This is a genomic window from Nocardia cyriacigeorgica (genome assembly GCF_005863245.1).
Classification (GTDB): Bacteria; Actinomycetota; Actinomycetes; order Mycobacteriales; family Mycobacteriaceae; genus Nocardia; species Nocardia cyriacigeorgica_C.
Genome location: NZ_VBUT01000012.1, coordinates 83,348 through 103,387, shown reverse-complemented (window position 1 = coordinate 103,387; position 20,040 = coordinate 83,348). Strand labels below are relative to the sequence as shown.

18 protein-coding genes are annotated in these 20,040 nt (G+C 68.6%); 13 read left to right on the top strand and 5 right to left on the bottom strand.

Annotation, left to right across the window (positions count from 1 at the left end):
* The first annotated feature begins 170 nt into the window (after positions 1–170).
* Positions 171–1,676 carry a hypothetical protein gene (locus tag FEK34_RS26135; protein ID WP_138452035.1) on the top strand — a complete coding sequence of 502 codons (1,506 nt, stop codon included), beginning with the start codon at positions 171–173 and terminating at the stop codon, positions 1,674–1,676.
* Positions 1,677–1,713: 37 nt separating this feature from the next.
* Here FEK34_RS26135 and FEK34_RS26130 read toward each other — a convergent pair whose 3' ends face one another.
* On the bottom strand, positions 1,714–2,553 hold the full coding sequence (locus FEK34_RS26130; protein WP_138452033.1) for a DUF72 domain-containing protein: 840 nt from the start codon (positions 2,551–2,553) through the stop codon (positions 1,714–1,716).
* Positions 2,554–2,612: 59 nt separating this feature from the next.
* On the opposite strand from FEK34_RS26130, the gene FEK34_RS26125 reads away from it, so the two are divergent.
* Positions 2,613–3,089: an RrF2 family transcriptional regulator gene (locus tag FEK34_RS26125; RefSeq protein ID WP_138452031.1), complete on the top strand. Its 477-nt coding sequence runs from the start codon at positions 2,613–2,615 to the stop codon at positions 3,087–3,089.
* A gap of 64 nt (positions 3,090–3,153) precedes the next feature.
* Complete coding sequence (locus FEK34_RS26120) at positions 3,154–4,440, top strand: MFS transporter (protein ID WP_249359622.1); 1,287 nt, start codon at positions 3,154–3,156, stop codon at positions 4,438–4,440.
* 53 nt (positions 4,441–4,493) lie between these two features.
* Here FEK34_RS26120 and FEK34_RS26115 read toward each other — a convergent pair whose 3' ends face one another.
* On the bottom strand, positions 4,494–5,297 hold the full coding sequence (locus FEK34_RS26115; protein ID WP_138452029.1) for an SDR family oxidoreductase: 804 nt from the start codon (positions 5,295–5,297) through the stop codon (positions 4,494–4,496).
* Positions 5,298–5,766: 469 nt separating this feature from the next.
* Between FEK34_RS26115 and FEK34_RS26110 the strand changes: the two genes are divergently transcribed.
* Positions 5,767–6,468 carry a metal-dependent hydrolase gene (locus FEK34_RS26110; protein ID WP_138452027.1) on the top strand — a complete coding sequence of 234 codons (702 nt, stop codon included), beginning with the start codon at positions 5,767–5,769 and terminating at the stop codon, positions 6,466–6,468.
* A 27-nt stretch (positions 6,469–6,495) separates the two neighbouring features.
* Here the strand turns inward: FEK34_RS26110 and FEK34_RS26105 are convergent, their stop codons facing one another.
* The 3 genes from FEK34_RS26105 to FEK34_RS26095 form a co-directional block, all read right to left on the bottom strand.
* Positions 6,496–7,764 carry a sensor domain-containing diguanylate cyclase gene (locus tag FEK34_RS26105; RefSeq protein WP_138452025.1) on the bottom strand — a complete coding sequence of 423 codons (1,269 nt, stop codon included), beginning with the start codon at positions 7,762–7,764 and terminating at the stop codon, positions 6,496–6,498.
* A gap of 36 nt (positions 7,765–7,800) precedes the next feature.
* Entirely contained in the window at positions 7,801–8,610 is an 810-nt protein-coding gene (locus FEK34_RS26100; protein WP_138452023.1) for an SAM-dependent methyltransferase, read from the bottom strand.
* Between the two features lie 213 nt (positions 8,611–8,823).
* Complete coding sequence (locus FEK34_RS26095; RefSeq protein ID WP_138452021.1) at positions 8,824–10,335, bottom strand: flavin-containing monooxygenase; 1,512 nt, start codon at positions 10,333–10,335, stop codon at positions 8,824–8,826.
* A 70-nt stretch (positions 10,336–10,405) separates the two neighbouring features.
* On the opposite strand from FEK34_RS26095, the gene FEK34_RS26090 reads away from it, so the two are divergent.
* From FEK34_RS26090 to FEK34_RS26050, 9 genes are all read left to right on the top strand, one after another.
* Positions 10,406–11,452, top strand: coding sequence for an AraC family transcriptional regulator (locus FEK34_RS26090; RefSeq protein ID WP_138452019.1), 1,047 nt, complete (start codon positions 10,406–10,408; stop codon positions 11,450–11,452).
* Between the two features lie 9 nt (positions 11,453–11,461).
* Positions 11,462–12,196, top strand: a complete 735-nt coding sequence (locus tag FEK34_RS26085; RefSeq protein WP_138452017.1) for a VIT1/CCC1 transporter family protein — start codon at positions 11,462–11,464, stop codon at positions 12,194–12,196.
* 58 nt (positions 12,197–12,254) lie between these two features.
* Positions 12,255–13,046, top strand: a complete 792-nt coding sequence (locus tag FEK34_RS26080; protein WP_138452015.1) for a hypothetical protein — start codon at positions 12,255–12,257, stop codon at positions 13,044–13,046.
* Between the two features lie 328 nt (positions 13,047–13,374).
* Positions 13,375–14,229 (top strand): MlaE family ABC transporter permease, encoded by an 855-nt coding sequence (locus tag FEK34_RS26075; protein WP_138452013.1) that lies wholly within the window; start codon positions 13,375–13,377, stop codon positions 14,227–14,229.
* Between the two features lies 1 nt (position 14,230).
* Positions 14,231–15,091 carry an ABC transporter permease gene (locus tag FEK34_RS26070; RefSeq protein ID WP_138452012.1) on the top strand — a complete coding sequence of 287 codons (861 nt, stop codon included), beginning with the start codon at positions 14,231–14,233 and terminating at the stop codon, positions 15,089–15,091.
* 8 nt (positions 15,092–15,099) lie between these two features.
* Entirely contained in the window at positions 15,100–16,734 is a 1,635-nt protein-coding gene (locus FEK34_RS26065; protein ID WP_138452009.1) for an MlaD family protein, read from the top strand.
* Positions 16,735–16,794: 60 nt separating this feature from the next.
* Positions 16,795–17,817, top strand: a complete 1,023-nt coding sequence (locus tag FEK34_RS26060; protein WP_138452008.1) for an MCE family protein — start codon at positions 16,795–16,797, stop codon at positions 17,815–17,817.
* On the top strand, positions 17,817–18,899 hold the full coding sequence (locus tag FEK34_RS26055) for an MCE family protein (RefSeq protein WP_138452244.1): 1,083 nt from the start codon (positions 17,817–17,819) through the stop codon (positions 18,897–18,899). Before FEK34_RS26060 ends, FEK34_RS26055 begins: the two co-directional genes overlap by 1 nt.
* Positions 18,896–19,990 carry an MCE family protein gene (locus tag FEK34_RS26050; protein ID WP_138452006.1) on the top strand — a complete coding sequence of 365 codons (1,095 nt, stop codon included), beginning with the start codon at positions 18,896–18,898 and terminating at the stop codon, positions 19,988–19,990. Before FEK34_RS26055 ends, FEK34_RS26050 begins: the two co-directional genes overlap by 4 nt.
* Positions 19,991–20,040: the final 50 nt, after the last annotated feature.

Below are 20,040 nucleotides of genomic sequence, written 5' to 3'. Positions count from 1 at the left end.
TCAATTAATGTACCGTTAAATAACGGCACGTTCAACAGGTTTCGCGTTCCGCCTTGCGGCCACGGCATCTGGGTGCTGCCCTCCTCGGATCTGTGGCAGACTCGGCCCGATCACCCGAGCCGGCCGATAGGCGACCGGATACGGAAGGTGATGCGGGAGTTGGGATCGCGATGGATCTGAGCGCCGTCGAGCGCCGGGTGGCCACGGATCGACGTGCCGCCATGGACCGTTCGGCCGAATCCGAATTGCAGTTGGCGACCTCGCTGTGCGAGCTGGCCACGGCACTGGCCGCCACCAAGAACGACCCCACCGCGCGCGACCGCTCCGCCGCCGCCCTCGAACCCGCCCAGGAAGCGGTACTGATCCGGTTGCGCTGGCTCACCAACGGCCATGTCTCGGCCCAATTCGCCGGCCAGGTCCAGGATGCCTTGCGCATCCTGGAACAGGCCGCCCGCGCGATCGGGCATCGCGAACTGGCCACCGCCACCATCCGCGACGCCTGCAATGCCTACCGTCAGGTCGCCGCCACCCACCCGAACGCGGCGGGTGTGTGCGCCGACGGTTTGTCGAAATGCGGTGTGTGGCTGTGCCGTCTGGATCCCGGCGCCGCGGTGGCGGCCACCGAGGAGGCGGTGCGGATCCGGGCTCGGCTGTTCGCGGCCGACCCCGATCAGTCCAGCAAGTACCTGGCCAGTTTGAACACGCTGCTGCGGACTCTGATGGTCGGCAGACAACGTAAACAGGCCGTCGCCATGTACCGCGAGCGCTACGCCGCGCTCACCTCGCCGGCGATGACGGCGACCATGCGCGAAACCAAGATCAGCGAGATCGGTTTCACCAGCAAGACTCTCACCGCATTGAAGAAGCTGGACTGCCCCACCCTGGAGCGCGCGGGCCGGTTGACCCAGCAGCAGATCCTGTACCAGAGCGCGGGCGATCTCTCCACCATCGAGGAGATCAACTGGAATCTGGCGCTGGTCGGCCTGAAGCCGCTGGCCGCGGGCGCCCTGCCCGATCCGCCGTCCAAACCCGTCGATATCGCCACCTCGTTCGGTGCGCTGGCGGTGCGGTGTTCATCGGCCGACGCGGTGGCGCAGATCCGCGCCGCCGTCATCGCCGCCTACGCGGCCGACGGCGCCGAGCCCGTCGCCATCTCCGCGTTCCAGGGCGTGGACCGAACGCATTGGAGTACACCGGATCCCGAACTCAATACCGCAACCACCCTCGGCGACGATCTGGTGCTGATCGAACGGCTGTCGGGCAGCTGGGTGGCGGTGCAGAGTTTGAACTGGGAGATCGCGCCCGTCGGCAGGCATCCGCTGGCCTTGCGGCTGTCGCAGCGCTGGCCGGTGGTCAGCGTGACCACCGTCGAGCAGCTGTCCTACGAATTGTGCTGGTACGAGCAGGGTGTGCCGACCCAGTACGCCGCGCTCGGCCGCCCCGCCGAACCGACACCGTTGGATACGCCGCTGGCGCCGTTGAACTTCGGGGTGCTGGCCGATTACGGCGCCGACTACGCCTCGGAGACGCAGGTGCGGGCAGCGTTCGGCAACACGCCCATGTTCGCGAAGCTGACCCAGCTGCCCGCCAGCGGTATTCGCCAGGCCGTGGAGTCGCGGCCGCTCACCGATTACGGCGAGCACGTGCTGTCGTTCCGGGGTGGGCGGTCGAGCTAGCCGGTTCGGACAGCTCCCCGCGGTTCGGCGGTGCCGGTCAGAACAAGGTCATCGGCTCGGCCGAAACCGGTTCCGGTAGCGGTTCCAATCGCGGGACCAGGGCGCGTATCTCGTCGTGGAAGCGGCGAGCCAGCTCCGGTGCGGCGGCATTGTCGGGGGTGTGCAGGAATACCGTGGGCGAGCGGCCTTCCCGCAACCACTGGGCGACCGTCGTGACCCACGGCTGCCACCCGGCCACCGTTGGTTCGGTCGCGTCGCGGCCGTGATAACGCACGATCGGGAACTCGGTGAGGGCCCGCATCCGGCGTGGTAGGCGGGGCTTCTTCCCCTGGGCCTCGCGTTCACCGTCGCTGACCGCGGGTGCGGCGAACAGCGTTGTGGTGTCGAACGGTATCCATTCCGCGTCCACCCTGGCCAGCACGCGTTCCAGCTGTCGCGCGAGGCCCTCGTCGGTGAAGAACGCGCTGTGGCGGACCTCTACCGCGACGCGATGCCCGCCGGGCAGATTGCGCAGGAAACCGGCGAGCACGCCGAGATCGGTGGGTCCGAACGAGCCGGGCAGCTGGATCCACAGCGCATGGACGCGCGGGCCGAGCGGTTCGATGGCGTCGAGGAAGGCACGTAGTTCGGCGTCAGCGCCGTTGAGCCTGCGGTCGTGGGTGATGGTGCGGGGCAGCTTGGCGACGAAGCGGAAGTCCGGCGCCGTCTGCGCGGCCCAGGTCTGCACGGTCTGCCGTGACGGGGTGGCGTAGAAGGTGGTGTTGCCCTCGACGGCGTTGCACCGGGAGGCATACCACGCCAGCCGCTGCCCGGCGGGCAGCGGCCGCTGTTGCCAGTGCGGATGCTGCCACATCGCACAGCCCACATGAAGCCGCATGCCCCGACGCTAGCGCACCTGCCCGACAGGATGTAATCGGTACATGTAATATCCCCTTCATGCGGATGGGCGAAGGCGTCGAATGGGGCATCCACTGCTGTCTCACCATCGCGTGGCTCGAGGATCATGGCCCGATCCCCACCACCCGGCTCGCGCAATGGTTCGACCTACCACAGCAGTATCTGAAGAAGCGCCTGCAAGATCTGGTGCGCGCACAGATCCTGACATCGATCCCCGGCGCGCGTGGCGGTTTCGAACTCGCGCGCCGCCCCGAGCGGATCACCCTGATGGACGTGGTGAGCGCGATCGAGGGCCCGGACGAGGCCTTCCGCTGCACCGAGATCCGCCGCGACGGCGCGGGCAGCACCGCCCCGGCCTCCCGTTTCGCCCGCCCCTGCGGCATCGCCACCGCCATGCGCAAGGCCGAACTGGCCTGGCGGCGCGAACTCGCCGCGACCACCATCGCCGACCTGATGGCGCAGACACCCGCGAGCACCGCCGAGTGGACGCGGCGCACCTACGCGCAGATGAACTAGATTTCGCCGCCCCCGCGGTGGTGCACATGGGAGGAGAATGGGGATGCCAAATATCCCGATACGAGTGAATGGTGAAGCAGGAGCGGCCGGCCGACCCGCCGCGGACGAGCGTGGCGCCAGCGGTCTCGGGGCGGTGTGGATGCTCGGGCTCGGGACTTTCGCCGTCGGCACCGATGCGTTCGTGGTCGCCGGGTTTCTGCCGGACATGGCCGCATCGCTCGCGGTGTCGGCGGCGACGGCGGGGCTGTCGATCACGGTGTTCGCGGTCGCGTACGCGGTGGCCGCTCCGGTGCTGGCCACGCTGACGGCGCGGATTCCGCGACGCGGGCTGCTGGTGGCGGCGCTGATCGTGCTCGCGGTGGCGAATCTCGGGTCGGCGCTGGCACCGACCATGGCGCTGCTCCTGGCCGCTCGGGTGCTGGCGGCGCTGGGGGCCGCGGTGTACACGCCGAACGCCGGTGCGGTGAGCGCGGCGTTGGTGCGGCCGCAGTTGCGGGCGCGAGCACTGGCGATCGTCGTGGGCGGCTTGACGGTCGCGACCGCCCTCGGTGTGCCGCTGGGCAATGTGGTGGTGCGGTGGCTGAATTGGCGGACCGCACTGGGCATCGTCGCTGCGCTGTGCCTGCTGGTGGCGGTGTGGCTGCTGCGGCTGCTTCCCTCGCTACCGGGGAATCCGCGCGTGCCCATGCGGACGCGGCTGGCGGTGCTGACGACTCCGGCGGTCGCGGCGATCCTGCCGGTGACGGTGATCGGGATGGCCGCCGGTTACGTCGCTTACGCGTACACCGTGCCCGCGCTGGCAAGTGCCGGCGTCCCAGAGCATGCGATGACGCTGATGCTGTTCCTCTACGGCGCCGGTGCGGTGGCAGGCAACCTCGTCTCGGGCTACGCCACCGACCGCTGGGGCCCGACGCGGGTACTGGCGGTCGGGTACACGAGCATGGCCATCGGGCTGGCGGCGCTGATGGGGATCGCGGTGTCCGGTCTGCACTCCCCCGCGCTCGTCGGGGTGCTGGTAGTGGTCTGGGGCGCTGGCACCTGGTGCCAGACGCCCGCCCAGCAGCATCGACTGATCGACGCGGCTCCCGAGGGGGCGCCGCTGGTGGTGTCGTTGAACGCCTCGGCGATCTACGCGGGGATCGGTCTCGGCACCGTGGTCGGCGGCGCCGCGGTGCCTGCGCGCACCGATACGATTTTCGGGCTCGGCGCGGTGATCGCCGTGGTTGCGTTGATCTTCCTGCTGGTCAGCAGCGTCCCCCGACCTCGGCGGCACGAGCTGGAATGCGAACCGGCACAGCACCGGCCGTCGGTCACCGCACCCGGCCGAGCGGTCCGTGGCCGGCGGCCGTGACACCGGCACAGGCGACCGGAGCCGCTGCGCGTCGTCGCGGACCAAGCGGCCGATCAGCGACGCAAGCCGTGCGAGCGGGCGACGACCTTCTCGATCACCGTCCCGGGCAGCAGCCGGCGCAGCAGGAAGACCAGTGGCGCTCGGCTTCCGGTGGCGTACAGCGGTTTCGGCGTGCCGGCTTCGATGGCGCGCAGGATCAGCGCCGCCACCTGTTCGGGCGGGATGCCCGCGCGTTCGTTGCGGTCGAGCCGGTCGATCATGGTGTGGAAGTCGGTCAGATAGGGCGAATCGTCGCCGATGTATTTGGTGCGGCGTTCACCGATGCCGGTGCTGATCGAGCCGGGTTCGACCGTGGTGATCCACACGCCGAACGGCGAGGTCTCCAGCCGCGCGGCGTCGGCGAAACCCTTGAGCGCGGCCTTGGCCGCCACATATGAGGACCGGTAGGCGAGCGGGAAACTCGCCAGCATCGAGCCGACCATCACGATGCGGCCGTACCCGCGCGACCGCATGCCCGGCAGCACCAGTTGCGCCAACCGGACCTGGCCGAACACATTGACCTGGAACAGTCGCTCGATCGCATCCCTCGGCAGCTCCTCGAGCGGCCCGGACTGGCTCTCCCCCGCATTGTTCACCAGCACGTCGACGGGGCCGAGTTCGGCGCCGAACGCCTCGATCGACTCGGGGTCGGTCAAATCCAGCGCGCGGTAGTCCACACCGGGAATCCGGGCCTGTTCGGCGATCTTGTCCGGATCGCGGCTGGTGCCGATCACCCGATAGCCGCGATCGGCCAGCAGTTGCGCGGTCGCGCGTCCGATACCCGACGATGCGCCGGTCACCACCGCGGTTTTCGTCATGTTCGCCCCGATCCTCGATCGCCGGCCGCGCCGGCATCCTCGCGCTCCTGCGCGCGGTTCGATTCAGGAATGTATCGGACGTGGCCGCACCACGAAAGCGCCGTCGTATCCGACCGGCCCAGCACGTATGGACAGGCCGGCGGCTCGTACCGCGGAATCGGCGTGAGCCATGGCCGTTGTTCTTCCATCCCCCCAGATCCCCCTGTTCCGGATCGCGTAGAGCGATCGACTGCGACCAGCATGACGGCGGCGGCGCGCGCCGGTATCGACGTCGCGCAGTTCCGGATTCGCCGGCACCGTCGTCACGGCGAGTCCGATTCCGCCGGGCGTTTCCCGTGCCCCGATCCCGCCCGGCCGCCTCGTGACCGCGGCGGAATCGCATGTCGACGCGCGAAACCAGTGTTGTCGGTGGGGGTTGTTAAGTTGTTCGGGCACATGACGGTCCACCGGTTGGGGGGAACAGCACAGCATGCTCGGGCACTCGCATGCCACCAGCGGGGCGCTGGCCTTCGCTGGCGCGGCGACCATAGCGCCGGTCGCCGTCCTGGAGTTGGCGCAGGGCCCGGTGCGGGTGAGTGCGATGGAGCTGGTGCTCGGCACCATCATCACCGCGGGCGCGGCGCTGCTGCCCGACATCGATCATCCGAAGGGCACCATCTCCCATTCGCTCGGGCCGGTGAGTCACCTGTTGTCACAAGGGGTTTCCGCGGTGTCCGGCGGGCATCGGCACGGCACGCACAGTTTCTTGTTCGTGCTGCTCGCGGGCTGGGCGACCTGGGCAGGGCAGCATGTGTGGGGCAAGTACTTCACCTTCGGGCTGATCTTCTTCATGCTGGCGCTGGGCGCGCGCGCCCTGCATCTGTGCCCGTCGGGTGATTCGCTGAAGGCCTACGGCCCGTGCGTCCTGCTGGCCGGCGGCGGCACGCTGCTCATGGCGCGCTGGCTGCCCGACGTTCCGGCCTGGTTACCGTTCGCCATCGGGCTGGGCGTACTGATCCACATCATCGGCGACTGCCTCACCGACAAGGGCTGTCCACTGTTGTGGCCGTTGGGCACGCGCATCGGCATCCCGCTGATCTCGCGCACCGGCAACAAGATCGAGACCTGGCTGCTGACACCCGCGATGACGCTGACCACCATCGGCCTGCTCTACGTGCACACCGTGCCGTAGCCGGCTGCGCACAGCGCGGGAGAACTGCTACTGCGCCCGCGACCGTGACGGCTTGTTGCGGTACATGGCGGTATCGGCCGCGTGCATGGTTTCGTCCACGGCGGACGGCGGCTCCTCGAGGTACACGGTGCCGATGCTGGCGCCGATGGTGATGGACCGGTGCCCGATCGTCATCGGCCGCGTCAACGAGGCGAGCAGATCCGCACGCAAGGCGGTGAGCTGGTCTTCGCCGGTGCACTGTTCGACCATGACGATGAATTCGTCACCGCCGATGCGCGCGGCGAGCCCACCGACCGCGGCCACGCCTTCTTGCAGGCGTTCCCCGACCACGCGCAGCACCTTGTCGCCGATGGTGTGCCCCCACTCGTCGTTGACTTCCTTGAACCCGTCCAGATCCAGGTAGCAGACGCCGACCGGCGGGGTGGCACACGCGAGCCGGTCGAAGAACAGGCCGCGATTGGGCAGCCCGGTGAGGCCGTCGTGGTTGGCGTCGTACCAGAGCTGATCGGCCAGCATTTTGCGATCGGTGACGTCGACCGCGACGCCGATCAGGAAGCGCACCTGCCCGGTGTTGTCGCGCACCGCCGACATGGACAGGTCAAGGCTCGCGATGGTGCCGTCGCTGCGCAGATGATCGGTTTCCAGCCGGAATCGGTCGATGGTGCCTGCCAGCAGTTGTTTCATCTGGGCGTAGGCCTGCCCGATATTCGCCTTTCCCACCAGCTCGGCCACCGGACGCCCCGGCATGGATTCCGCCGACAGGCCGAGCATCTCGGCCAGTGCCGCGTTCACATCGAGCACCCGTCCGTTGACGTCGACGGTGCCGATGCCGACCGACGCACCGGCGAACACCGCGGCGAAGCGGGCCTCGGACAGTTCGCGCCGGGTTTCGGCCGTCTGCGCCGCCCCGAGCGCCGCGGCCAGGGTGGCTTCCTGTTCGGTCAGCGCCGCCGAGCGCAATGCGGCGGTGAAACCGGTGGCGAATTCGGCCGCGACGAGCACGGCACGTTCACGCACCGCTTCCGGGTCGCCCTCGGCGCGACCGGCGTGCTCGGCCATGGCGCCGAAGATCACCGGGATGGTCCGCCCGACCACCTGCGGATCGCGATAGTTCGCGGCGACGAGAGCCGCCGCCGTCTCCCGCACCGCCTGCGGTTCGGTCTGCCCCCGCAGCGCCGCGTCGAGTTGTCCGGCCAGTTCGGCCAGCAGTTGCTCGATCCGGTCGCGGTTGAGCGTGGGCGCCACCGCACCGTCGAGCGCATCGGCCCACACCACCGCGAGCTCAGCCGCACCCACGCTCACACCCCCTGCCACATCCCCTCGCGCCCTGGCTCAGGCCTTGCGCGCCAGCCCCGCCAAGCCGAGCGAACGGCCGGGTGCTTCGTGTTGATCGCGCTCGGATTCGGGCCGCCAGGCAGGCAGCTCCACCACACCCGGCTCGACCAGGTCCCATCCTTCGAACATAGCCTCGATGGCTTCGCGGGTGCGGAAGTGGATGCCCACCCGGTTGTCGTTGGCTGCCGCGGCGCCGAGCTGGGCGGCGTCGTCGGGGCGCAGCGCCGAGGTCAGATGCGAGATCGCGACGTAGCTGCCCGCCGGGACGGCCGCGCGGAGTTCGGCGACCTTGGCCGCCGGGTCGTCGGCGTCGGCGACCAGGTGCAGGACGGCCACCAGCAGGACCGCGACCGGCCGGTCGAAGTCGATGAGACCGCTGGCGCGCACGGCGGCCAGCAGATCGGCGGGCTTGCGCAGATCACCTTCGATGGCCGCCGCCTGTTCGGTGTCGCCGAGGATGGCGCGGGAGTGCGCGACGGCCACCGGGTCGATATCGACGTAGAGCACCCGGCAGCTCGGGTCGAGCTCCTGGGCGATCTCGTGCACATTGCCCGCCGTCGGGATGCCGGAGCCGATATCGAGGAACTGGGTGATGCCGGCCTGCACGAGGTAGCGCACGGCCCGGCGCAGGAAGGCCCGGTTGCTCAGGGCCAGCCGCGGTAGGTCGGGCACCAGCTTGGTGCCCATCTCCGCCGCGCGCCGGTCGACCTCGAAATTGTGTGAGCCGCCGAGTAGGGCGTCGTACATCCGCGCCGGGCTCGCCTGTTGCATATCCACGCCCTCGGGCGCCCACGCCGGCCTGTCCATCGATACCCCTCTGCCTCGACGATCGCGGCTCGCCCCGTGCGGAACGGTCACGGTCTGTGTGCTCGTTCACCCCGAACGAACCAAGCGCATGATAGCCCGGGGCATCGACATATAGTCCGCGACCGGCCGCACGTTACATCTGCTTGCGGATTCAATTACCGTGCGCCGGTAGGCATTTCACCTGAGCCGGATCCACGGCAGTGCCGCATCGGATCAGCGCGCGGCCGCCTCGACCGGCGCCCGCACCGCCGAGCGCGGCGTCGGCGCGAGGGTCTTGCCGAGATCGGTGCGCATGGTGGTGGCCGAGTCGAGCAGATAGTTCTGCCGCACCTTCCACGGATGCCGATCGCCCTGGCGCGGGAAGTCGCCGATGGAACGCTGGATGTAGCCCGAGGCCAGATCCAGCAGCGGACGTTCGTCGAGGCGGCCGTCCGGACGCGGCACCACGGCCGCGTAACCGTTGCGGTCCATATGGTTGACGACCTTGCAGACCAGCCGCGAGGTCAGGTCGGCGCGCAGGGTCCACGAGGCGTTGGTGTAGCCGATGCAGACGGCGAAGTTCGGCACGCCGGTGAGCATCGCGCCCTGCCAGACGAACTGCTCGGACAGCTCCACCCGGCGTCCGTCCACCACCGGGGTGATGCCGCCGAAGGCCAGCAATTGCAGGCCCGTCGCGGTGATGACCACATCCGCGGGCAGGGTGCGCCCGGATGTCAGCCGGATGCCCTCCGGGACGAAGGTGTCGATCCGGTCGGTGACGACCTCGGCCTTGCCCTTGCGGATGGCTTTGAAGAAGTCGGCGTCCGGCGCCGCGCACAACCGCTGATCCCACGGGTTGTAGCTGGGCGTGAAGTGTTCGGCGACGGCCTGCTCGTCCTTCAGGATGCGGGTGGTCAGGCCGGTGAGCAGCTTGCGCGCGGCCTCGGGACGCCGACGGCAGTACTGGTAGAAACCGACGTTGAACAGGATGTTCTTGGTGCGGATCAGCCGATGCGCGAGATTCGGCGGCAGCGTGGCCCGGATCCGGTCGGCGATCTTGTCGCGGCCGGGCACCGGGCTGATCCAGGTGGGCGAGCGTTGCAGCATGGTGACCAGTTCGGCCTGCTCGGCCATCGACGGCACCAGCGTGACGGCGGTGGCGCCGCTGCCGATGACCACCACACGCTTGCCCGTGTAATCCAGCTCCTCCGGCCAGAACTGCGGGTGCACCACCGTGCCCGCGAAGTCGTCGATGCCGGGGAATTCGGGCGCGTGCCCCTGATCGTAGTTGTAGTAGCCGGCGCAGGCGTAGAGGAACTCGCAGGTCAGCTCGCGCTGTTCGACCGCGCCGTGCTCGTCGCGCTGCTCGAGGGTGAGCGTCCAGCGCGCGGCGGCACTGGACCATTCGGCGCCGACGACCTTGGTCCGGTAGCGGATCTTGCGGTCGATGCCGTTCTCGGCGGCGGTCTCGGTGATGTAGCGCAGGATCGAGGGGCCGTCGGCGATCGACTTGGCATCGCGCCACGGCTTGAAGGGATAGCCGAGGGTGAACATGTCCGAATCGGAGCGGATGCCCGGATAGCGGAACAGGTCCCACGTGCCGCCCATGGCGTCGCGCGCCTCGAGCACGGCGTAGGACTTGCCGGGGCATTCGGTCTGCAACCGGTAGGCGGCGCCGATGCCGGACAGGCCGGCGCCGACGATCACCACATCCAGGTGTTCCGGAGCAACAACGGTCTCGGTCATGGTCTCCAGTGTGCGAGGCGCCTGCCGCCACTACTTGACTTCACACGACAAGTATTTGATTCTGGGCGACATGTCGGTGATTCGTTCCGCCGGTCTGCGCGGATTCCGGGCGACGGTCGCCGAGCTCGGCGGCAATGCCGAGGAGTTCGCCACCGCGTGCGGGCTGCCCGTCGCGGCCCTGGACACCGACGACATGCTGGTCTCCGATCAAGCGGTGGCGGCGGTACTGGAGCTGGCCGCGCACCGGCTGGACTGCCCCGACCTGGGGTTGCGCATGTCGGCGCGCCAGGATCTGGCCATGCTCGGTCCGCTGGCGCTGGCCATCCGCAGCTCACCGACGCTGGCCGACGTCCTCGAATGCAGTTCCCGGTATTTGTTCGTGCATGCCCGCTCGCTGAGCCTGGTGCTCGAACCCGATCCGTACGGCGACCGCGGTGTGGTGGCGTTGCGCTACGGCGTGCGGGCCGCGATGGCGACCCCGATCCAGGGCACCGACCTCGGGCTCGCTTTCGTCCACCGGGCCATCCAGCGGTTGACCGGCGACCGCTACGGCCTGCGTTCGGTGGAGCTGCCGTATCGGCCGCCCGCGTCGCTGTCGGTGTACGAGGAGTTCTTCGGCGCGCCGGTGCGGGTCGGCCGCCGCGATGCGCTGCTGCGGGTGCCGAGCAGCCTCGCCGCGCGTCAGCTCAGCGGCGGTGACGAGCAGCTGCACCGGCTGGCCATGGAGTTCCTGGCCCAGCAGACCGCCACCACCGGCAGCTCGGTGGTGCCGACCGTGCGCGCCGCCGTCAAGCAGCTGCTCGGCACCACCCCACCCGAAATCGGTGTGGTGGCCGGACTGCTGACGATGCATCCGCGCACGCTGCAACGCAGGCTCAGCGCCGAGGGCACCACCTTCGCCGCCGTCCTGGACGACGTGCGCCGCACCGAAACCCGCCGCTACCTCACCACCACCGATATCGCGATGAGCCAGATCGCCTCGCTCGTCGGCCTCACCGAACAGGCCACGCTGACCCGCTGCTGCCGCCGCTGGTGGGGCAGGCCGCCGACCGCGATCCGCAAGGACCCCGCCCTGGCCCGTGACCACGTCTCCCCGCCGACGGCCACCGGCACATAGGCTGCGGCCATGGACGCATCGAGCGGGATCGACGGCGCGGCACAACACCCGGGCGAGCCGCACACCGAAGCCTTGGCGACGCGGCTGAACTGGTTGCGCGCCGGCGTCCTCGGGGCCAACGACGGCATCGTCTCCACCGCGGGTCTCGTGGTGGGTGTGGCCGCCGCGAATACCGCGACCAGCACAATTCTGACCGCCGGTATCGCCGGATTGAGTGCGGGAGCGATCTCGATGGCGGTCGGCGAGTACGTCTCGGTGAGCACCCAGCGCGATTCCGAGAAGGCGCTGCTGGCCAAGGAGCGCCGCGAGCTGCGTGAGGAACCGGAATCCGAACTCGCCGAATTGACCGCCATCTACCGGGCCAAGGGATTGTCTCCGGAGACCGCGCGCCAGGTCGCCGGGGAACTCACCGCGCACGACGCGTTCACCGCGCATGCCGAAGCCGAATTGGGCCTGGACCCCGACGAACTCACCAATCCGTGGCATGCCGCGTTCTCCTCCGCCGTCGCGTTCACCGTCGGCGCGCTGCTGCCGCTGCTGGCAATCCTGTTGCCGCCCACCCATCTCCGGATCCCGGTGACCTTCGCGGCGGTGCTCGTCGCGCTCGCGCTCACCGGTTCGATCAGCGCGCGCCTCGGCGGCAGCCGCCGCGGCCGGGCGGTGGTGCGGGTGGTGATCGGCGGGGCGCTGGCCATGGCGGTCACCTACGGAATCGGGCAACTCGCGGACGTCTCCGGGCTCTGAGGTCCGATTTCTGCCGAGTGCGGGCGCGCGTGCGGGCGGTTGGTGCTGTACTTGGCGGGTGAGTTCAGTGTTCGCCGTATTGCCCGCCGCCGGAACAGATTCGCCGGAACAGGCTTTCGGGCAGTACCGGGCGATCCTGGACCGTCCGGAATCGACCGCGCCGCTGCCGGTGGTCGGCATCGTCGTCGCGCAGCTGCGGCGTCAGGCGACGCCGCTGTCGGTCGTTCAACCGCCCGACGGGCGCGGGCTGGTGCTGCGCGCCGAATCCGGCGATCCGCTCACCGGCCTGTGCGCCGCGCTGCGCCTGACCGCCACACGTGATCTTGCCGTCTTCGAGGTCGACGCCCGGCGCCTGCACAATCCGCGCGCCGCGGCTCGGGTACCCGTCAAAGCCGGACCTCATGCGTTCCCCACCGTGACAGAACCGCTGGTGGACCTGCTGATCCCGGAAAACCGCGGCCTCGACGACCCGGCGCTGACCTTGGCCCACAATCGTGACGTCCAGCTCCGTATCAGACAGTTGCCGGACGGCATCGTCGAATTGACCCACCACACCGGGAGCGGACACTTCCGCCTGCTCACCGACGACGCGCGTCTCGCCCGCAGAGTCACCTGGTCGTGGGCTCGCCGGGACGACTGGTGGCAGGATGCCATCTCCTGGCAGCCCTGCGACGCATCGGCCGACCACGCACCCGTCACCGACGAAGCCGCCGCGCTGCTGGCCGAACTCGAGCAGCTGCGCGCCGAGGTCGACGACCTCGAGGCCCTCGATGCCGCTGCGGCGTTGAACCAATTGGACGCACTGACCCAGTCGGTCCTCGATATCGAGATTCCCACCTTCGACGTCTGACGTTTCGTTCACCGCTCCTGTGGCCGAAAGCCATTCCTGCACCTGACGTTCCGGCATCCACTGCCCAGCGACGCATACGCGGACATCGCGCATCCTCGCGCGCGGGCGACACCAGGCCGAGTTCCACGACCCGACTCGAGCGTCGCCTCCTCGCGACGATCGAGCCCGACGACTGCGCGGCCGATTCACCGCGCCGCCCGAGAAACTCCCCGAAAGGGGTAGCGGTCAACACGCGCAATTGCTACTGTCTCAGACAATTTGCTTCGCCGATGTAGGAACATGGCGAGGCGCGGGGGTCGATGTGCTCTACCTAGCCAAAGGCGGCTGCATGATCAGTACCGGGGACCTTGCCGATCCGACGGACCGAGAACGAGTAATCCGGTTCGGGCTCGATTACTGGCGCGACCATCCGCGGCGTTCGGTGGAAACGGCCGGGCGTCAGGTCACCATGACCGGTCGGGCCTTCGCCGAACTGTTCACTTCGCTTGCGCGACGGCGCTTTCCGGGGCGGGAATTCGTGCAGCAGGCCGCCTTCATGGCCAATGTGTCGGCCGCGCCGACGCTGCTCATCGCGATCCCCATCGCGGTGGTGGTCTCGATCCAGGTCGGCTCGCTGGTCAGTCAGGTCGGCGCCACCACTTTCATCGGGGCGGTGAACGGCCTCGGCATCATCCGGCAGGGCGCGCCGCTGGTGGCGTCGCTGATGATCGCGGGAGCCGTCGGCTCGGCGATGTGCGCCGACCTCGGCTCGCGCACCATTCGCGAGGAGATCGATGCGATGCGGGTGATGGGTGTCGACCCGGTGCGCCGGCTGGTGGCGCCACGGCTGCTGGCGGCGGTGCTGATCAGCATGCTGCTGTGCGGATTCGTGGTCTTCGTCGGCTTCGCCACCGGCTATGTGTTCAATGTCTACATCCAGTCCGGGACGCCCGGCTCCTACGTCAGCACCTTCGCCTCGTTCGCGGTGGCCGCCGACCTCGTCGTCGCGATCGTGAAGGCCGCGATCTTCGGGGCGCTCACCGCGATCATCGCCTGCGATACCGGGCTCAATGCCAAGGGCGGTCCGGCCGGGGTCGCGAACGCGGTCAACTCGGCGGTGGTCACCTCGGCGATCGTGCTGTTCGCGACCAATATCGTCATCACCCAGATCTACAACACGCTGTTCCCGGCGAAGGTGCTCTGAGATGAGCTCCTACACACCGCCATTGCTGCGCCCCGCGCGCACGCTCGCCATCGCGGTCTCCGGGCCGGTCCAGGCCAGTGTCCGGCTCGGTCATATCGGTCTGGTCCTGGTGCGGTCGATCGCCGCGATGCCGTTCGTGCTGCGCCACTACCGCAAGGAATTGCTCCGGCTGATCACCGATGTGACCTGGGGAAACGGCTCCCTTGTCGTCGGCGGCGGCACGGCGGGCGTTGTGTTGATCCTGTGTGGTTTCGGCGGCATCACCGTCGGCATGGAATCGCACACCGCACTCGAGCTGCTCACCATGACCCCGCTGACCGGCGCGGTCTCCGGCTTCGCCACCACACGGGAACTGGCTCCGCTGCTGGCGACGCTGGCCTTCGCCGCGCAGGCCGGCTGCCGGTGCACCGCGCAGCTCGGTTCGATGCGGATCTCCGAGGAAGTCGACGCCCTGGAATCCATCGCGATCCGGCCGCTGCCGTACCTGATCAGCACCAGGATGCTGGCGGCGATGGTGGCGATCGTGCCGCTCTACAGCATCGGCTTGGCGATCGCCTACCTCACCACCAAGCTGTCGATCCTGTTCCTCGGCGGCACCACCCTCGGCACCTTCGACCATTATTTCCACCAGTTCCTCAACCCGGCCGACATCGCGTATTCGGTGCTCAAGGTCGTGGTTTTCGTGCTGCTGGCGACCTTCATCCAGTGCTACTACGGGTTCGTCGCCTCGGGTGGACCCGAGGGTGTGGGCGTCGCGGCCGGTAAGGCGATCAAGACCACCATCATCGTGGTGGTCTTCGCGAATCTGCTGCTCACATTGGCGATCTGGGGCATCGACCCGGGTCTGCGGATCTCCGGATAGGGCGGGCGATGATCATCGATCCGAGCGGGCGCGGGCCGTCCCACCGCACATTGGGCCTGGCGGGTGTGGCCATGCTGGCCGTCATCGCCACGGTGGTCTCGCTGCTCGGCCTGCGTTATACCGGCGCGTTCGACGACCGGGTGGCGGTCGTCGCGATGCTGACCAGCACTGGTGACGGGCTGCCCGAGCGCGCGGACGTGAAGTTTCGCGGGATGCTGGTGGGTTCGGTCGCCGGCGTCGAGATCGTCGCGAAGGGTGAGCGTCAGCGGGTCGAGATCGATCTGTTGCCGGAGGCCGCCGAGGATATCCCCGGCAGCGTCACCGCGCGCGTGGTGCCGGCCAATATCTTCGGCGTCACGGCCGTCGAACTGGTGGACAATGGCCCGTCACCGCGCGGGCTGCACGCCGGCGTCATCATCGAGCAGGACACCAGCCGGGCGACCACCGAGCTGCAAACCACCCTCACCACCCTGCGGACCGTGCTCGACCATATCCAGCCCGAGAAGCTCGGCCGGGTGCTCGGCACCCTGGCCGACGCCCTCGACCCCACCGCCCGGATGCCTGGTTCGACCATCGAGCGCCTGGATACCTGGACCACGCAGGTCAGGGCCATCCCCGAAATCGGCGATCTGCTCGGCGATCTGGGTGCGGCGACAACGGCCATCAGCGCGTCGGCTCCCGAATTGATCGACGTGCTCGCCGAATCGGTGACCTCGGCGCGCACCATCACCGAACGGCGCGCCGGCGTCGTCGCCCTGCTCACCGGTGCGAGCAGCACCATCGACGCCACCAATGCCCTGTTCGCCCGCAACCCCGACGCCGGCAAGGAATTGGTGGCAGGCCTCGATGAGACGTTCGGCGCGCTCGCCGACGATCCGGACGCACTTCCCGTATCGGTCGCCAACCTCAACGCCGCGCTGGGCAAGCTGGCGACCGTCTTCAACTGGGGTCCGAGCAAGCAGATGAGCTGGGCCATCGACGTCACATTCACCCCGTTCCAGCAGTACACCGCGAAGGACTGCCCGCGATACGGGGAGGTGGCAGGTCCGCGCTGCACCGATGGGTCGGTGCCAAATGCCACACCAGTACAACAGTTTCCATCGTCACTGGTCCCGCGCCGGCTGGATTCGGCCGGACCTGCACCGATCGCTCCCGGGATTCCTGGAGTGCCCGGGCTACCCGGATCCCCGGGAACGGCCGGAACACCCGGTACCGCTGGAGCGCCCGCGACGCCGCCGACGCCCGGCGTCCCGCTCATCCCGGGTTTGCCCCCGCTCCCCTTCCCGGTCCCGGGTGCATCAACTCCGCCGCCTCCGGGAACCGCACCAGGGTCTGCGCCTGCCGGTTCCGCGGCTCCAGGAACACCTCGACCTGCTGCGACCACGGCCGGCACGGCCGAATCCGGCGAGGCCACCCCGCAACCCGAACCGGCGCCGGGCTCCCCCGCGGACCCCGGCGCGGCATCCCTCACCCAGCAGTCGGCGCCCGCCACCACCCGGCCGCTCCGCGGTCGCGCCGCCGTCGCCGCCCTCGTCGGCGGTGAGCCCAACGCCGCCCAACTATTGCTGCTCGGCCCGGTCGTGGCCGGCGGGTCCCTCGTCGTTCGCGACACCGCCGCGAGCGGGCCGAACGGAGGACGGTGACATGCCTCTCGCGCACCGCTCAGCACACGAGCCACCACCGACCGATCATGAGGCCGAATCATGAACTCCCGCAGTGCGATAGCCGGACTCGCCGTCTTCGTGGCACTCGCTCTAGGCGCCACGTACACGATCTGGTCGACCCTGCAACGCTCGGTCCCGGGCGACACCACCGGCTACTCCGCCACCTTCACCGATGTGCTCGGCCTGCGCGTCGGTGACGACGTGCGGATGGCCGGGGTGCGGGTGGGCCGGGTCGATGCGATCGAACTCGATCCGCAGCGTAAGGCACGGGTGGAGTTCTCGGTGCAGTCGCGGCAGAAGCTCTACACCACCACCAAGGCCCTGATCAGGTATCAGAATCTGATCGGTCAGCGCTATATCGCGCTGGCGCCGGGCGAGGGTGCGGGCCAGCGGTTGACGGCGGGTGCCTCGATTCCGTTGGAGCGCACCGAATCGTCCTTCGATGTCTCCACGCTGCTGGCCGGGTTCGAGCCGCTGTTCAGCATGTTGCAGCCGGATGAGGTGAATTCGCTGTCGGAGACGATGGTGCAGGCGTTGCAGGGCGATGGGGTGTCGTTGTCGGCACTGATCACCCGTGCGGCGAGCCTGGCGAGCACGTTCCGGGAGCGCGACGAGATTCTGGGCGCGGTGATCACCAACCTCAGCGGCGTCCTCGCGGGGCTCGCGAACCGCAGCCACGAATTGGAAACGCTCATCACGCAATCGCGTGCGCTGGTCACCGGCCTGTATGAGCAGGGCGAGACGTTGAAGGGCGCGGTCACCCAGGTCGCGGATTCGACGGACAAGCTCACCGAGCTGATCGGGCAGGTGGCGCCGGGGATGGCGCAGGCGCAGCTGGATGCGACCGCCGGGGTGAATCTGCTGCTGTCCAACGGCGCCCGGCTCGACCGCGCGGCCGTCGAGCTGCCGGATGTGCTGGCCGGACTGGCCCGCATCAGCGGCAACGGGACCTACATCAATTCCTATGTCTGCGGACTCGATGTGTCGCTGTGGGGCGTGCTGTTCCCGCAGGGCCTGTTCTCGCGGGTCGGCGGGAACTCGCATACGGAGGTGTGCCGGTGATGGAGAAGTTCCTCGGGCGGTTCCGGTTGATCAACCGCATTCTGGTGTGGTTCGGGCTACCGACGCTGCCCGAGATGTGGGCGGCGATCCCCAGCTATTCGCAGAACCGGCACTGGTGGCTCGGTCTGGCGGCCGGTGCGGTGGTGCTGGCGCTGCTGGCCGGTTCGAGTCTGCTCACCCAGGCGGGCATCGGTCACCGGACGGTGCGCGCCGAGTTCGCCCAGGCCGCCGGGTTGCGTCCGGGTGACAGCGTGGATGTGGCCGGGATCGAGGTGGGGACGGTGCGGGCGGCGCAGTTGCGGCGGGACCGGATCGTGGTCGAGTTGTCTATCCGCGACGATCTCACCCTCGGCGCGGACGCGGGTGCGGCGATCGAGATGTCCACGATTCTCGGCAAGATGCACGTCGAGCTGAATCCCGGCACCGGCAGCGACCTGCCCGGTGAGCTGATCCCGCTCGAGCGCACCACCGTTCCGTACAACCTGTCCAAGGTCATCGACGATCCGGTCTACGAGAACTCCTTCGAGCACATCGAACGTCTCGATCCGGACAAGCTGCGGGCCGCGCTCGAGGCAGTGCACCAGCAGATGGGTGATTCCCCGGAACTGACCGCGCAGGCGCTCGACAGCGTCGGTGTGCTCGCCGGGGTGATCGGCGATCGGCGCGACGAGGTGGACAGTCTGCTGAAGAACATGGACGCCGTCTCGCAGCTGGTGGCCGACAACCAGAACAGCGTGCTCATGCTGCTCACCCACGGGCAGGCCATCGGCGATGCGGTGGCGCGGCGCCAAGAACTGATTCGCGGCCTGCTCGACGATATCGCCGCCGTGTCCGCGACCTTGCAGGACATGGGCGTGCAGAACAACGGTCAGCTGGGCCCGCTGATCCAGAACTTGAACACCATGTCCGACGGCTTGCAGAAGAACCGCGACAACCTCGACGCCCTCTACCAGGTGATGCCGGTGGCGTTGCGGCAGTTCAACAATGCCTTCGGCAACGGACCCTACGGCGAGGTCTATCTGCCGTGGGTATTCCCCGACAACTGGCTGTGCCTGGCGCACGCGGTACAGGAGTGCCGATGATCCGCGATCTCGTTCGTCTCACCGTGCTCGGCGTGGTCGCGGTCGTGGCCGCCGGCTGTTCGGCGCTACCGCACAGCCTGACCTCGCTGCCGGATCGCCTGCGCGGGAATCTGCTGCATATCAGCGCCGACTTCGAGAACGTCGCCGGACTGTATGCCGGCAATGAGGTGGCGGTGCTCGGGCTGCCGATCGGCCGGGTCGACGCGATCGAGGCCAAGGGCGCGTTCGTGGAAGTGCGTATGACCATCGACGATGTGGGACTACCGGCCGACACGAAGGCGGCGTTGGTGTCGCCGCAGCTGATCACCAATCGCCATATCGAACTCACCCCCGCCACCACCGGCGACGGCCCGACGCTGGCCGACAGTGCGCATATTCCGCTGGCCCGCACCAGGACTCCCGTCGAACTCGATCGCATCCTGCGCACTTTCGAACAGCTCGGCGATGCGTTGAAGGGCAGCTCCACTGAGGGACCGATGGCGAGCCGGGTGTTGTTCCCGATGCTGGACGGCAATGGCGACAAGATCCGCGAGACCCTCGACGCGCTGTCATCGGCGTTCGAGGTGACGCTCGCCAACAAGGACCAGATCTCCACGACCATCGTGAAACTCAACGACATCACCCAGATCGTCGCCGAGAACGATCGGACCGTCCGCGATTTCAGCGCCAGGCTCACCGAACTGGTGACATTGATGAGCGACCAGGCGCCCGGCTTACAGGCGGTGCTCACCCAGCTCAACGACTTCGTCACCAATACCAGCGCCGTGGTCGCGGAGAATCGCGCACCGTTGACGGCGGCACTGAACCGGCTCACCACCATCACCGCGCAGATGCGCGCCCACGCCCGCGGGCTGACCGAGATCGTGGACGTGGGCCCGCTGTTCTTCCAGAACTTCGCGGCCGCCATGAGCCCGGAGCATCGGGCGCTGCGGCTGCACCTGCTCACCGATAAATCCCTGCTGGACAACGAGACCCTGTCGCTGTTCTGCGAGCGGGTGCAACTGCGGTCGGACGGATGCCGCACGGGGCGGCTCGCGGACTTCGGACCCGACTTCGGACTGACCGCCGCCTTGCTGGGGCTGACGGCATGAGGGCGCTTCCGGCCACGACGCGGTGCCGAGCGCAGTCGCAACGGCAGGAA

Excerpts from the sequence above, each read along its gene's own strand:
- FEK34_RS26135 (WP_138452035.1), top strand. The coding sequence starts at position 171 with ATGGATCTGAGCGCCGTCGAGCGCCGGGTGGCCACGGATCGACGTGCC.
- FEK34_RS26130 (WP_138452033.1), bottom strand. The coding sequence starts at position 2,553 with ATGCGGCTTCATGTGGGCTGTGCGATGTGGCAGCATCCGCACTGGCAA.
- FEK34_RS26125 (WP_138452031.1), top strand. The coding sequence starts at position 2,613 with ATGCGGATGGGCGAAGGCGTCGAATGGGGCATCCACTGCTGTCTCACC.
- FEK34_RS26115 (WP_138452029.1), bottom strand. The coding sequence starts at position 5,297 with ATGACGAAAACCGCGGTGGTGACCGGCGCATCGTCGGGTATCGGACGC.
- FEK34_RS26110 (WP_138452027.1), top strand. The coding sequence starts at position 5,767 with ATGCTCGGGCACTCGCATGCCACCAGCGGGGCGCTGGCCTTCGCTGGC.
- FEK34_RS26100 (WP_138452023.1), bottom strand. The coding sequence starts at position 8,610 with ATGGACAGGCCGGCGTGGGCGCCCGAGGGCGTGGATATGCAACAGGCG.
- FEK34_RS26095 (WP_138452021.1), bottom strand. The coding sequence starts at position 10,335 with ATGACCGAGACCGTTGTTGCTCCGGAACACCTGGATGTGGTGATCGTC.
- FEK34_RS26090 (WP_138452019.1), top strand. The coding sequence starts at position 10,406 with ATGTCGGTGATTCGTTCCGCCGGTCTGCGCGGATTCCGGGCGACGGTC.
- FEK34_RS26085 (WP_138452017.1), top strand. The coding sequence starts at position 11,462 with ATGGACGCATCGAGCGGGATCGACGGCGCGGCACAACACCCGGGCGAG.
- FEK34_RS26075 (WP_138452013.1), top strand. The coding sequence starts at position 13,375 with ATGATCAGTACCGGGGACCTTGCCGATCCGACGGACCGAGAACGAGTA.
- FEK34_RS26070 (WP_138452012.1), top strand. The coding sequence starts at position 14,231 with ATGAGCTCCTACACACCGCCATTGCTGCGCCCCGCGCGCACGCTCGCC.
- FEK34_RS26065 (WP_138452009.1), top strand. The coding sequence starts at position 15,100 with ATGATCATCGATCCGAGCGGGCGCGGGCCGTCCCACCGCACATTGGGC.
- FEK34_RS26060 (WP_138452008.1), top strand. The coding sequence starts at position 16,795 with ATGAACTCCCGCAGTGCGATAGCCGGACTCGCCGTCTTCGTGGCACTC.
- FEK34_RS26055 (WP_138452244.1), top strand. The coding sequence starts at position 17,817 with ATGGAGAAGTTCCTCGGGCGGTTCCGGTTGATCAACCGCATTCTGGTG.
- FEK34_RS26050 (WP_138452006.1), top strand. The coding sequence starts at position 18,896 with ATGATCCGCGATCTCGTTCGTCTCACCGTGCTCGGCGTGGTCGCGGTC.